This window comes from Marinobacterium lacunae (assembly GCF_000705555.1).
Taxonomy (GTDB): domain Bacteria; phylum Pseudomonadota; class Gammaproteobacteria; order Pseudomonadales; family Balneatricaceae; genus Marinobacterium_D; species Marinobacterium_D lacunae.
The window spans coordinates 364,805-377,672 of sequence record NZ_JMQN01000015.1 but is presented as its reverse complement, the minus strand read 5'-3'; the positions used below and the strand labels follow the sequence as shown (position 1 = coordinate 377,672).

Here is a 12,868-nt window from a genome sequence, read left to right as displayed (position 1 = left end):
TTATGCCAGACTGGATTGTTGTAGCCGATGCGTCGAAAGCGATCGTTTACGCACAGGACCGACCCAAGGGAGAGCTTCTGGAGGTGATGGATCTCGTACACCCGGAAGCACGGGTCAAGGACAGTGCCCTGAAAACCGACCATCCGGGCGTACCTGAAAAAGGCAGCGTCCGCCAAACCGAAGACCAGCGCTTTGCACGCGATATCATGGCCAAAGTTCGCCATGCGTTAGACACCAATGAAATAGGCGGCTTCTATATGGCGGCACCGCCCCATTTTCTCGGTCTTCTGCGCGATTCGATGGACAACCATCTGCGCAAGTCTCTGCATCGGGATCTCGACAAAAATCTGACCGGCGCTGCGCAGGGTGACGTGATCGCCGCGTTCTCCTACCCGACGATCCGCACCTGATCACGCGGATCGCTTTCCGTCGACCCTAGTGTCGACGGAAAGGCCAACCTCCCAGAATCAGGTGATCGTCATTGCTATCCAGCTCATCGATCCAATACTGCACCCTGAACGGAGACCCAAGCTCTGACTCGGCGGGAGGCCCTCCGTTGCGGCTGACCTGAAACCGGCCGGGACATCCCAGACGCTCATCGCCCGGCGACACATTGATGCGCCCCACCCCGATGCCGCTATCGTCATCCAGCTGGCCCCAGAGATGCAGAACAGGCGACTCATCGATGAGCATGACTCCGCCGTACACCCAGGTATCACCCTCAACGGGCACCACCGTACTGAACCGACCGTCCTGACCAACCGGTATATTCAAGTCCAGCACCGGGTCACGCCCGAGTTGCACATCAAGTGTACTTCCCTTGCGTTCAAGCCGAATCAGGTCTTCATAGGACGCACAACGCACACTGACCTGCGTTAAGGGTGAAACAGAGATATAACGCACAGTGGTATTACGTGCTATACCCTGCCACACCTCCGACTCAGCGCTGCTCTGTGCCGCACCCGGCGGCTCATGCCAATATTGAGGCCCCGCGCAGCCGAACAGGCCACCCAGCGTCACCAGTAACACTATGACTCTTAGCATTTCTCACCTCTCATCGGATCTGTCGGGACGCTGGGCACATAATAGCAGCCCCACGCCTCTTGACCCGTCCTACAGACACCAATATAGCTGAGGTGCCGCGTATTAAACTTGTAGTTAACACGAATCTAATGTTCAATTCATGGATTGGACTGAAAGAGCTATGGTCGCTAATTAAACACACAATTATCGATCCTGATGGACTCCCCATTGCTCTGACTAGCGGCGTAGACAAGATGTTTCAGCGCAGAATTGCCTCTGGGCTTACGACCAAGACCGTCGGCATCACACTCCTGATTTCCTTAATGGTAATCGCTGCTACCCTTTTGACCTCAAAAACCCTCTGGCGTCTCCAGGACACCGTCGGTCAAATGACCAATTCAGAAATTCCCGACCTGATGACATCCGTGCGTATGGTGCAACAGGTGGAATCTCTGCCGCGTCTCACAGGCTTGATGATTGCGTCTACGACGCAGGCCGACCGGCGCACCGCAATGGTCGAGCTCAACGACCGGATGGCGTGGATTGCGCACATGACCGACATCCTGCCGCTGCCGGGCAATGAAAACCTCCTGCTCGAACTGCGGGAGACACAGTCGGTCCTGCTGAGCAATATAGAGCGCCTGAACACGCTTGTTCGGGTGCGGATCGATGGCGATGCACTCGATAGCGATCTCGAAGAGATCCAGATGCTCTCGGCCGCCAATCAGGCCCTCTCGGGCAAACTATCGGTACAGACCGGCTACTTCGCCGCCGAGATGCGTGAGCAGATGTTCAGCCAGAGCAGCCAGCTGCAGAGCGAGATAGACCAGCACCAGCGCGATCTGTTCCTGCTCACGCTATTCGTACTTTTATCGACACTGCTGTTCGCACTGTATTTCGAGTTCAAGGTGGTGCGGCGTATCCTGCGGATGCAGCGTGTTGTCAGTAAAGTTGAGCTAACGCCGGATGAACTCAACGATCATGGACGGGACGAAATCACCCAGTTGGCCGAAACCGTCAAGAGCTATGTTCAGAGGATCCAGTCGCAGGAAGCGCGCATGAAACAGGTACATGATGAGCTGGCATTTCTGGCCGAGCATGACTCCCTGACCGGTCTTGCCAACCGCAGACATCTCTACGTTGCCGCACGTCGTCTGCTGGAGCAAAGCCTGCAGCCGATCTGCGTTGCCGTGCTGGATATCGACTATTTCAAGCAGGTTAACGACCGTTACGGTCATGCCAACGGCGATCGCGCCCTGATACACATCTCCCAGCTGATTAGGGATAGCCTGCGCGACAACGATATACTCGCGCGCTTTGGCGGCGAGGAGTTCGCGGCAGTCCTGCCGGTACGTTCGCTCGAGGATACGTTGGCCATTTTTGACAAACTTTGCCGTAATGTGAGCCACAACCCAGTCAATCTGGATGGACGAGAGCCGATCTACCTGACATTGAGTATCGGCCTGACCCTGGTGGAACCGGGCACGGCCTTGGCCGAGGGCGACGAAGGTGCACTTGACGCGCTGAACGCGGCATTGAAGGAAGCAGACGACGCGCTCTACGAGGCCAAAGGCTCCGGCAGAAACAAAATCTGCCTGTCTCGCACCGCGCAGGCGCTGGAGGAGGCGCTACCATGATAAAAAAGCTTCAGGCGCTCCTGGCGCTTATCTGTCTGCTAGCCTCAGCGTTTACCGCAACCGCCAGCACCCGCGATGATATCCGTGTAGGGATTCAGCTCGAACCACCTGCGCTCGACCCTACCGTAACCGCGGCTGCCGCGGCGGGCGAAATCACCTACGGGAATGTATTCGAAGGTCTGACAATGATCGACGGTCAAGGCCAACTGATTCCCAGACTGGCCAGCGCCTGGTCACTTTCGTCTGATGGGCTTGTCTACACATTCACACTTCGCCGGGATGTTCAGTTTCATGACGGCAGTCCCTTCAACGCCGATGTCGCGGCTTACAGCCTTCGTCGCATCATCGGGGAGGGGTCGCTCAACCCGCAAAAGAAGTGGTTCGAGAAGATCAGTTCAATAGAGACGTCAGATCGTACGACACTGCTGATCCACTTACATCAGCCGGATTCCCTGCTGCCCTTCGCGCTGGCGTTGCCCGCCGCCGTTATCGTGCATCCAGACTCAGCGGCCACCAACGCAGCGAAGCCCATCGGAACGGGGCCCTTCCGTTTCAAATCATGGCAGAAGGGCAATCGGGTCAATCTGGTGCGCAACGGTGACTACTGGGGCAAGAACGCAATACTGAAGGCGGCATCGTTCGTGTTTATGCGCTCAAGCATCGGCACCGAGAACATGCTCTCCGAAGGGCTGATCGACGGGCTGGTGAGTGTCACCCGCGCCACCGCGCAGTTTTCCCAGCGACCCGATTACCGCGTTATTCCACGACGCTTGGAAAACAAGCTGATACTGGCCATCAATAACGGCCGGGCACCGTTCGACAACCTGCAGGTACGTCGTGCGCTTTCTCATGCTATCAATCGCAATGGCTTGCTCGACATATACGGAGATGACGTAAAGCCCGAACTGATCGGCAGTCACCTGGTCCCCTCCCACCCGGCCTACGTCGACCTCACGAAACGGTATGCCTATGACCCTCAACTGGCTCATCAGATGCTGACTGACGCAGGCGTTGCAGATGGCAGGTTGATCAAGCTTAGCCTGCCCCCCACCGACTACGGTCGCTACGGCGGTGTGCGGATCGCCTCCGACCTGGAGGCAGTGGGTTTTCGGGTCGAGCTTGAACAAGTGGACTGGAAACAGTGGTTAAAGAAGGTGTTCACCGACAAGGATTACGACCTGACACTGATCATGCACGTCGAGCCGATGGACATGAATATTTATGCCAGAGACGACTACTACTTCAATTATGACAACACCGAATTCAAGGCGATCTGGAAACGTGTGTTGGCCACCCGCACCCCTCATGACCTCAACCTGATGCTGGGTGAGGCTCAACGCAAACTTGCCGATGACGCCGTGAATGTGTTCCTGTTCCGCCGTCCCGAAGAGAACCTCATGCACCGAAGCCTCAGCGGGTTCTGGGAAAACAGCCCTATCCCCTCGTTTGTATTGCAGGATATTCACTGGACCAAGTAAGTACCGGTCACGCCGTCGTGTCGGACGTCTACACTTTTAGCAAGACGCCTACAGGTGAAGACGACCGCGGTGATGGATACTCTGCTCGACATCTCGAATGATATATCCCGGCACACAGTGCTGGCAGACTACTGCCGCCAGCGCCTGCCTGAAATGCGCCTTGTACAACGCCTGATAAGAAAGGGCGAAGGCTATCTGCGTCCAGACGTAATCGGCACTGTATACGATGGTGCGGTGGAGCTGCCGCTCTACAGCATCGAGCTTGGCAGTACACGCGCTGACGCGCCAGTGATGCTTCTGTGCGGCGGCATACACGGTATCGAACGAATCGGTTCGCAGCTGCTGATCGCGCATCTGGCGACTCTGATTCACCGCCTGCAGTGGGACGAATGTCTGAAACAGACGCTTACCGAGATCCGGCTGATCTTCCTGCCGCTGCTCAACCCTGTAGGCATGGCCAGAGGGTGGCGCAGTAACGGACAGGGTGTGGATCTGATGCGCAACGCCCCCATTGACGCCGAAATGCCAAGCCCCTGGCTGGTGTCGGGTCATCGTCTGGCGTCATGGCTGCCCTGGTACCGGGGCAACGCCGAGCAGCCGATGCAGCCCGAGGCTCAGGCCCTATGCGATCTGGTGACGCACCAGTGCGCCACCTCCCCTTTCGTGCTCGCGCTGGACTGCCACTCTGGCTTTGGAATGCGCGATAGAGTCTGGTTTCCCTATGCCGGTAGTAACCGGTTATTCGAACATGTGGCGGAGCTTCACGCACTGGTGCGGCTGTTCGAGCGCGCCCACCCCCATCACCCCTACCTGTTCGAGCCCCAGCATCATCACTACCGCACCCATGGCGACCTGTGGGACTACCTCTACAGCGAATACCACACCCGGCACGACGCGGCTTTTCTGCCACTGACGCTTGAAATGGGTTCCTGGCTCTGGGTAAAGAAAAACCTTCGTCAGATGACGAGCTACAGCGGCCTGTTCAACCCTACCGTGCCGCACCGCCAGCGCCGCACCCTGCGACGGCACCACGCGCTGCTCACGTTTCTAATCGATGCGGTACGTTCATGGCACAACTGGATACCGGCCCCGGAGACGCGTGCGCGTCACCAACGCTATGCCGAACGCCGCTGGGCACGTCAGGACTCGCATCGATGACCCATCGCTCACCCGAGTACATCCCGTGTGCAGCCCCCGCCCAAGACACCACTCCCTGGGTATTGCTGAGGGGACTGGCGCGTGAGCAGCGCCACTGGGGCCGCTTTCCTCAACAGTTGGCCGATCGGTTGCAGTGCCGGGTTATCTGCCCGGACACCCCGGGTAACGGCTACCGGTACGGGGAGAAAAGCCCTCTTGATATCGTGCTAACACTGGAGCGTGTGCGCTGTGAACTGGCCACATCCGGCCCCTTCCAACTACTGGGTCTTTCGATGGGAGGGATGATCGCAACGGAGTGGGCACGCCTGTATCCAGAGCAGATAGAGCGCCTCGTGCTGGTCAACTCAAGCTTTGGCAACCTGAGCCCTCCCTGGCAGCGATTACGGCCCTCGGCCTTGCGCAGGATCGCCTCCTCGCTGTCTAAACCGGTGTTTGTGCGGGAGAAACAGGTATTCGAAATGATCTGCCAACGCCGTGATGATCTGGAAGCCTGTGTTGCTCAGTGGGCCATTTATGCCCGGGAATGTCCGGTCAGTCGCGCTAATCTCGGACGACAGTTGTTCGCCGCCGCACGTTATAGGGGCCCTCGCAACCCGCCGACGCAGGACACCCTGATTCTGAACGCGCAGGGGGATCAACTGGTCAATCCAGGCTGTAGCTCAAGCATTGCCAGACATTGGGGCGTGCCGCTGAAGACACACCCCTGGGCAGGTCACGATCTGACGCACGATGCGCCAGAGTGGGTAATTGACCACCTTGTAAACCCACTACCTGATATGAACTAAGCGCTATACAGAGTATAACGATTTTTGCCGGCCTGTTTGGCCGCATACATCGCCTGATCGGCGTGACGAATAAGCGTATCGGCATCGCTGTCATCGATGGGGTAGAGTGCAATGCCGATACTGCCCGAAACGGAACAGCTCTTGCCCTTGATCAAGACCGGTCGGGTAATCTCCTGCAGGATTCTATTGATCGCCACATCGCATTCTGCCTCCCCGCGAATACCGATCAGCAGCAGTACAAACTCATCGCCCCCCAGCCGCGCAACCGTGTCGCCGCCACGCACAACGTTTTGCAAGCGTCGGGCGATTTCGATCAACAAGGTATCGCCCGCATCATGGCCCAGTGCATCGTTGACCGCCTTGAAGCCATCCAGGTCGAGGTAGCACACCGCCACTTCAGTCTGATTGCGCTTGGCCTGCGCCAGCGCCTGCACCAGACGGTCCGACAGCAAAGCACGGTTGGGCAACTGGGTCAGCGCATCGTAGTGCGCCAGATACTCCAGACGCTCCTGCTGCCGTTTAAGCAGCGTGATATCGGCGAAGGTGCCGATGTACTGTTTGATCTGTCCATCGGACTCCCGCACACAGGATAGCGTCAGTCGCTGCAGATACTCGGTGCCATCCTTGCGCCGGCTCCAGAATTCCCCCTTCCACTGCCCTTTCGATGCTATCGCATCGATCATCTCCTGATAACGAGACCCGCCATGATAATCTTCCGTCAACACATCCGGGGTCTTGCCCAATACCTCCGCTCGGCTGAAGCCGGTAATCTCGGTATAGGTAGGGTTCACATCGATCAAACGCCGGTCGCTGTCGCAGATCATGATCCCCTCATGAGCATGCGAGAACACACTGGCAGCAGCCTTCAGTTTCGCTTCCGACTCTTTACGCGCCGTAATATCGCGGGTCACACTTAAGGCCGCTACAACCTGCCCATCGGCGTCTTTCAACGGTGCGACATGGGTATCAAGCCACCGCTCACGCCCTTTCTTGCCCACCACTTTGAACTCAAACATCTGCGTAGCACCGGAAAACGCGGCGTTGTTCACCTCTTCGAACGCCCCTCGATATTCAGGCGCGACAAAGTTGATTACGCCCACCTCGTTCGCTTCCTCTACCGTGGCAACTTCGAGCATATCCAAGCCGGCCCTGTTCATCTGCAACAGATAACCCTCGGCGTCGAGCACCTTCACGCACTCGGGTTCATTCTCGATGATCGTCTGCAGACGCGCCTCACTCTCGGCAAGCTGAGTTCGTGCCTGGTTACGCTCCAGTGCAGAGCCGACCCAACTAGCCAACAAGCGCACGAACTCTTTGTCAGCTTCATCAAAAGGACGTGCGCAAGGCTTGGCTGAGCTGAAGTTAACCGTGCCATAGACCTTGCCCGCAACACGCACAGGCGCACCGATGTAGGCTTCCAGTCTGAACGCTTCATAACACGGGTGGCTCAGGAATGGGGAGACTCCCATCTCACTTATCGCCACTACGTTCGACTGTCGAAGAGTGATTTCGCAGTATGTCTCATGTACAGAGAAGCGTTGACCCGGCTTCAACATGTCCTCAGGCGAGATCGCTTCCACAACGGTATAGGTATCCGCAGAAATGTGACTGACGATGCCAAACTCAAGATCCAGCTGTGCGGCGACGATCGACAGCGCCTTTTTCAATTGCTCAGACAACGGCAGATGGGAGAGTGCGGCAATCTCGTTAAGGGCCGCCAGCCCCTGGCGTTGGCGACGCTCGTGCTCCTCGATGCGTTTACGGTCGCTGATATCCTCTATCACGGTGATGAAGTAATCAGGCTCTCCCGAGCTATTCCTCAGCAACGAGATGGTCAGCGCCACCCAGATCACCTCACCGTTCTTACGCAGATAGCGTTTTTCCATCTGCCAATGGTCGATCTCACCGGCCAGAAAACGCTGCAGGCAACTCCAACTGGAGGCTCGATCATCGACGTGCGTCAGATGCTGGAAAGAGAGCCCAAGCATCTCTTCACGGCTGTAACCGACGATGTCACACAAACGCTCATTCACGCGTAACCAGCATCCGTCGAGCCCCACGTTGGCGACACCCACAGCCGCCTGCTCGAATGTTGCCCGAAACCGGCGCTCACTTTCGCTCAGAGCCGCTTCTATACGCATCCGCTCGGTTATATCTTCGATAATCGCAATACCGCCTAGTATGCCGCCTTCATCGTTGCGTACAGGCGCACACTCCATCGAAATCCAGAGATGTTCACAGCCGAATGTTGTAACATAGGGGCCGTTGTAATGCGCGTCTTCCCCCTCAAGCGCTCGACCCAACGCAGGCAGTACCGACTTGTCTTTCAATGCATTGCAGTCAAACCCATGCATGTGCCCACGAGGCACCCGCACGATCTCCTCGAACCGGGCGTTGGCATAGGTCACGATCAGATCGCGGCTATAGTGCAGAATACCGACCGGCGAGTTGTTGAGCAGCAACCGGTATCGTTCCTCGCTCTGACGACGACGCTGTTCGCTCGAGCGCAGCTCCTGCTCATTGAGTTTTCGATCGGTAATATCAACCAGCGTGCCCGCCATTTTCAGCGGTACGCCCTGCGCGTTACGATCGACCACCTGCCCTCTAGAGAGCAGCCATATCCAGCCCTGCCGCGCACCCTGCACTCTGAATGTGGCCTCGAACAACTCGGTCTTGCCTGCCAGATGTGAATCCAGCAGTGCTTGCAACTCATCGGAATCCCCAGGGTGAACGCTGGCCAACCAGCCACAGCGTGTTGCCCCTTCATCTTTCAACAGGGCAATGGTGTCTTGATCGCCGATGTAACTGATTGAATCAGCGACAACGTCCCATTCCCACATACCCAGTTCCGCACCGACCGTGGCCAGTGCCAGCCGACTTTCACTGCTTCTGAGCTCGCCCACCATGATTGTCAGCAGCACCGTGATAATGGTCGCGGTGGCCATATAACCCCAGAGCATGGCAAGGCTGAAGTGGATATCCTCGGCCTGAAATGGGCCAAGACCGTTGGCTGTCGACCAGACCGCCAGCGCCGATAGCAGCAGCGCCGCCGTTGAGCCTACCCATGCCCCACCGCGAATCGCCAGCCAGCAGATCAACAGGAAGGGTACGTACAAAAGAGGATGGGCAGGTGAAGCGTCACCTTGCCCTACAAAAATCATCACGCTGACCATCAGCATCAACAGCAGCACACAGCCCAGCTCCAGGCCACGTGTACCCGAAACCTGGCGACGCACATCCCTGTTCGCCGTCAGCAGCGGAACGCCGAGTACCAGTGCTCCCATGGCATCGCCAAACCACCAGGTGATCCAGGCCTCCCAGACGGCACTGGCCTCAAGTACACCGGCAAGCCACAACTGGATCACGCCGTTGGTAGCGTTGATCGCCATCCCCCCAAACACCGCAACACCCAAATAGAGCATCAGGTCACGGCGCTTTGCCAGCGTTCTATCCAGTGAGAGACGTCTTAGCAGCCAGGCTGCGACCAGCGGACCGAGGGTATTACCGCAAGCGATACTGAAGGCGAGGCCGATGCCACTGCCAATATGCAAATTAACAAGAAAGGCACCGATCCAGATCGCGGGCCAAAGAGAGAGCCGCCAACACAGTAACGCGGCCATGGCGATACCGGTGGGCGGCCAGATCAGCGTAATGAATGAACCGACATAGGGCACCGACAACCCGACCCGGCCGCCGACATAGTAAGCCAGACACACCAGCGTGAACTGGAGAAGCCATATTCGGTTGGGACGCAATGCAGACATCATAGAGGCTCGGGACAGCAATACCTTAAAAATACCCACTGCTAACACATTGAGCTCACAACCATCTTAATGCCTTGAGCCCCGTCAATCTGACATAACGGTCAATAAGTTCATGCACGTTGCCAGATCGGAACAGCGATGTATACCACCGGCACTATCCTTTGCCTGCACCTCTCAGCGCTTTGCAACTGCACTTAAGGTTTTGTAACCAATAAGCAGCATTATCCATGGGACCTCTTGTCAGACAAATTGTCCATTGGTCCCTCTCTCACAAAAAAATGTATTTATTGCGCTACTTCAACGATATCGCGTCGCCGCCGGCGCAGATTGCTCGGACAGCGTCTATAGTGTCAGGAAAAACAAATACCCACAGACAGGAAAGGGAATTCTGCGCGTGAAACGAACACTGAAGCTGATACTGGTCGTCGCCGTTCTGGGCGTCGGTTCACTACTGGCGTGGGCGGCCACTGACACCGCGCTTCACATCACCTCGGATGCACAGTTCTGCGGCAGCTGTCACAGCATGAAACCGATGCAGGCCAGCTTCCTGCAAAGCAGCCATGGTGGACTCTCCTCTACCGGTACACGTGCGCTGTGCACTGACTGCCACCTCCCTCAGGATTCCTATGTCGACTACCTGTACATGAAAGCGCGCAACGGCGCCTGGGATGTCATGAAGGAGTTTGTGCTCGGTGCCGATGATGTGGACTGGCACGCCAAACGAGCACTGGCGCATGAATTCGTCTATGAATCCGGTTGCCTTAAATGCCACAACGACCTGCAGCGCGGATCCGAACGTTCCAGCAAGCAGTTTGTTGCCCACAAGCCCTACTTCCTTGGCACCGTGAAGGACACCTGCATTACCTGCCACAAAGTCGGCCATGCCGACCTGACAGCGGCACTCAATCAGCATTTCGGTGCGCAACCGAACGCGTCCAATAACAAATAACGCAAGGATAAGGATACCCCGATGTTACATAGCCGATTACGCCCGTTACTGTATGCATGCCTGCTGCTGTTCGGTTCACTGGCGGGCCCCTCGTTACTGAACGCCGCTACCGAAAATGGCAGCGCGAATCTAAGCACTGTGCGTACCCTATCGTTCAGCCAGGGACTAACGGCACTGGACCAGCAGTGTGTTGCCTGTCATCAGGAGGAGCACCCCGGCATCGTCGCCGACTGGAAAGACAGCCGACACAGCCACGTCGGCGTCGGCTGCAACGACTGCCATGGCGCCAGCAAAGATCAGCCCGGGGCTCAGCTACACAACGAAGAGGGTTTACAGGGCGTCTATATAACGCCGCTGGTGTCACCGGCCACCTGTGGGCGTTGCCATGCCCAGGAGCGCGCCCAATTTAACGAGAGCGGGCACTTCCGTGCCTATCACCAGATCATCCCAAAAGACAGCCTTCATGCGCTGGTGCGTATCCATGAAGGGCGTAACAACGAAGAGCTCGGCGGGGCCCCCAGCGAAACCGGCTGCATGCAGTGCCACGGTACCGAAATAAAACTCAACGCCGACGGCACCCCCGACCCGACCACTTGGCCCAACTCCGGTATGGGTAACATCTACCCCGACGGCAGCACCGGCAACTGCGGTGCCTGTCACACCCGGCACAAATTCTCGCTGGCCGAGGCGCGTAAACCCACCGCTTGTGCCAGTTGCCATCTGGGTCCGGATCACCCCGATATCGAGGTGTTCAACAACAGTAAGCATGGCCAGATATTCAACGCCGAAGGGCATGAGTGGAACTGGACCGCACCTGCCGGCGGATGGGAACCCGGCGACTACCGCGCCCCCACCTGCGCGACCTGCCACATGAGCGGTATCGGCAAGCTGCAGAGCACGCACAACGTCACCGAGCGCCTGTACTGGAACCTCTGGGCCAAGCGATCGGAAGTGCGCAACTCAACCGATGTGCTCAGCCCCTTGCTCGGCAACGGTGAGCAGGGCCGGGAAAAAATGAAAGAGGTGTGCTCCGCCTGCCACGGCGAAAACCACACCAATGGCTTCTTCGCCCAGGGCGACAAAGCGGTACGGCTGTATAACGAGGAGTACTACGATCCGGCCAAGAAGATGTTGGACGAGCTGTCGGCAAAAGGGCTGCTACTGGAGAACCCCTGGGCCGACGAGTTCCAGATCACCTTCTACCATCTCTGGCACCACGAGGGCCGTCGTGCTCGACACGGCGCCCTGATGGCCGGGCCTGACTACGCACACTGGCACGGTTTCTTCGAGTTGCAGATGGATTTCTACAAGTTGGAGGCGATCTATAAAAGGCGTATAGAGAGCGGGCAGATCGAGGGCCGGGAATAACCCTTAAGCGAAAGGCCGCCCCGCCAATGCAAGGGGTCCGCCTGTTCTGCTATTAACGAAAGAGGCGCGCGTGCAAAGACAAGGCAATCTTGCAGAGCGCCTCCAGATCGGCGGGCTCCTCGCCACCGGTTGCCAGCGGCTCGAAGTAGACAAGCCCATAGCCATTGGCAAGCGTCACACTGAGCGTATGACCGGCCCCGGCTTCACGCATCGCCTCATGGGCGGCAGTCGCCACCCTGGGCAGTACCTCCGGCTCTTGCGTGATACGTTTTATCACCTTGCCGTGCATATCGATCAGAAAAAATGCATCCAGATCGGCGCTCACCTTGAACACCGCCGCCATACGCGCGAAATGGGTCGAGCCCGTTTGACCGTAACGGCGAAGATCCAATAACTCCACCGTCAGAAACAACCACGCCTTGCCCGCATCGACGACGCAGCTTAACTCCCCGAAACTGCGCACCGCATCCGACTGAGGCAGGGCAAAGGCCGTATCCAGGCAGTGTTGTAAAGGTTTGAGAAGCGTGCGTTTAACCGGAAACTGATGCTCCCGGGCAAAGGCCCGCATCATTCTCCGGCGTCGTCTGGCATACCAGACAAGATAAAGGCCCACTGCGCCAAACAGCGGGCCCAGAATCCACAACAGCAGTTGTTCGTCGGACATCCCCCAGTCCCCAAGGCTATGTGCTGCCGTCGGCCGGTCAGC

10 protein-coding genes are annotated in these 12,868 nt (G+C 57.5%); 7 read left to right on the top strand and 3 right to left on the bottom strand.

Going from position 1 to position 12,868, the window contains the following annotated elements; translation table 11 throughout:
- Positions 1-2: 2 nt before the first annotated feature.
- Positions 3-410 carry a host attachment protein gene (locus ADIMK_RS06320; RefSeq protein WP_036185021.1) on the top strand — a complete coding sequence of 136 codons (408 nt, stop codon included), beginning with the start codon at positions 3-5 and terminating at the stop codon, positions 408-410.
- A 25-nt stretch (positions 411-435) separates the two neighbouring features.
- Here the strand turns inward: ADIMK_RS06320 and ADIMK_RS06315 are convergent, their stop codons facing one another.
- Positions 436-1,044, bottom strand: a complete 609-nt coding sequence (locus ADIMK_RS06315) for a hypothetical protein (protein WP_156042819.1) — start codon at positions 1,042-1,044, stop codon at positions 436-438.
- Positions 1,045-1,412: 368 nt separating this feature from the next.
- Here ADIMK_RS06315 and ADIMK_RS21260 point away from each other — a divergent pair, with 368 nt between their 5' ends.
- The 4 genes from ADIMK_RS21260 to ADIMK_RS06295 are packed head-to-tail and all read left to right on the top strand — an operon-like array spanning position 1,413 to position 6,081.
- Positions 1,413-2,660, top strand: coding sequence for a GGDEF domain-containing protein (locus ADIMK_RS21260; RefSeq protein ID WP_197027487.1), 1,248 nt, complete (start codon positions 1,413-1,415; stop codon positions 2,658-2,660).
- The gene (locus ADIMK_RS06305) at positions 2,657-4,138 is read left to right on the top strand and encodes an ABC transporter substrate-binding protein (protein WP_036185016.1); all 1,482 of its coding nucleotides are present in this window, start codon (positions 2,657-2,659) and stop codon (positions 4,136-4,138) included. Before ADIMK_RS21260 ends, ADIMK_RS06305 begins: the two co-directional genes overlap by 4 nt.
- Before the next feature lie 54 nt (positions 4,139-4,192).
- Complete coding sequence (locus ADIMK_RS06300; protein ID WP_231517006.1) at positions 4,193-5,296, top strand: M14 family zinc carboxypeptidase; 1,104 nt, start codon at positions 4,193-4,195, stop codon at positions 5,294-5,296.
- Positions 5,293-6,081, top strand: a complete 789-nt coding sequence (locus ADIMK_RS06295; protein WP_051692561.1) for an alpha/beta fold hydrolase — start codon at positions 5,293-5,295, stop codon at positions 6,079-6,081. Before ADIMK_RS06300 ends, ADIMK_RS06295 begins: the two co-directional genes overlap by 4 nt.
- Here ADIMK_RS06295 and ADIMK_RS21255 read toward each other — a convergent pair.
- Entirely contained in the window at positions 6,078-9,845 is a 3,768-nt protein-coding gene (locus ADIMK_RS21255; RefSeq protein WP_197027486.1) for a PAS domain S-box protein, read from the bottom strand. The genes ADIMK_RS06295 and ADIMK_RS21255 overlap by 4 nt on opposite strands.
- 394 nt (positions 9,846-10,239) lie before the next feature.
- Here ADIMK_RS21255 and ADIMK_RS06285 point away from each other — a divergent pair, with 394 nt between their 5' ends.
- The gene (locus ADIMK_RS06285) at positions 10,240-10,794 is read left to right on the top strand and encodes a cytochrome c3 family protein (protein WP_156042817.1); all 555 of its coding nucleotides are present in this window, start codon (positions 10,240-10,242) and stop codon (positions 10,792-10,794) included.
- 21 nt (positions 10,795-10,815) lie between these two features.
- The gene (locus tag ADIMK_RS06280; RefSeq protein WP_036185013.1) at positions 10,816-12,162 is read left to right on the top strand and encodes a multiheme c-type cytochrome; all 1,347 of its coding nucleotides are present in this window, start codon (positions 10,816-10,818) and stop codon (positions 12,160-12,162) included.
- Positions 12,163-12,214: 52 nt separating this feature from the next.
- Here ADIMK_RS06280 and ADIMK_RS06275 read toward each other — a convergent pair whose 3' ends face one another.
- Positions 12,215-12,826 (bottom strand): hypothetical protein, encoded by a 612-nt coding sequence (locus ADIMK_RS06275; protein WP_036185011.1) that lies wholly within the window; start codon positions 12,824-12,826, stop codon positions 12,215-12,217.
- Between the last annotated feature and the right edge of the window lie 42 nt (positions 12,827-12,868).

What these genes read in the sequence shown, in the direction of transcription:
- ADIMK_RS06320 (WP_036185021.1), top strand. Translation starts at nt 3, where the DNA reads ATGCCAGACTGGATTGTTGTAGCCGATGCGTCGAAAGCGATCGTTTAC.
- ADIMK_RS06315 (WP_156042819.1), bottom strand. Translation starts at nt 1,044, where the DNA reads ATGCTAAGAGTCATAGTGTTACTGGTGACGCTGGGTGGCCTGTTCGGC.
- ADIMK_RS21260 (WP_197027487.1), top strand. Translation starts at nt 1,413, where the DNA reads ATGACCAATTCAGAAATTCCCGACCTGATGACATCCGTGCGTATGGTG.
- ADIMK_RS06305 (WP_036185016.1), top strand. Translation starts at nt 2,657, where the DNA reads ATGATAAAAAAGCTTCAGGCGCTCCTGGCGCTTATCTGTCTGCTAGCC.
- ADIMK_RS06295 (WP_051692561.1), top strand. Translation starts at nt 5,293, where the DNA reads ATGACCCATCGCTCACCCGAGTACATCCCGTGTGCAGCCCCCGCCCAA.
- ADIMK_RS21255 (WP_197027486.1), bottom strand. Translation starts at nt 9,845, where the DNA reads ATGTCTGCATTGCGTCCCAACCGAATATGGCTTCTCCAGTTCACGCTG.
- ADIMK_RS06280 (WP_036185013.1), top strand. Translation starts at nt 10,816, where the DNA reads ATGTTACATAGCCGATTACGCCCGTTACTGTATGCATGCCTGCTGCTG.
- ADIMK_RS06275 (WP_036185011.1), bottom strand. Translation starts at nt 12,826, where the DNA reads ATGTCCGACGAACAACTGCTGTTGTGGATTCTGGGCCCGCTGTTTGGC.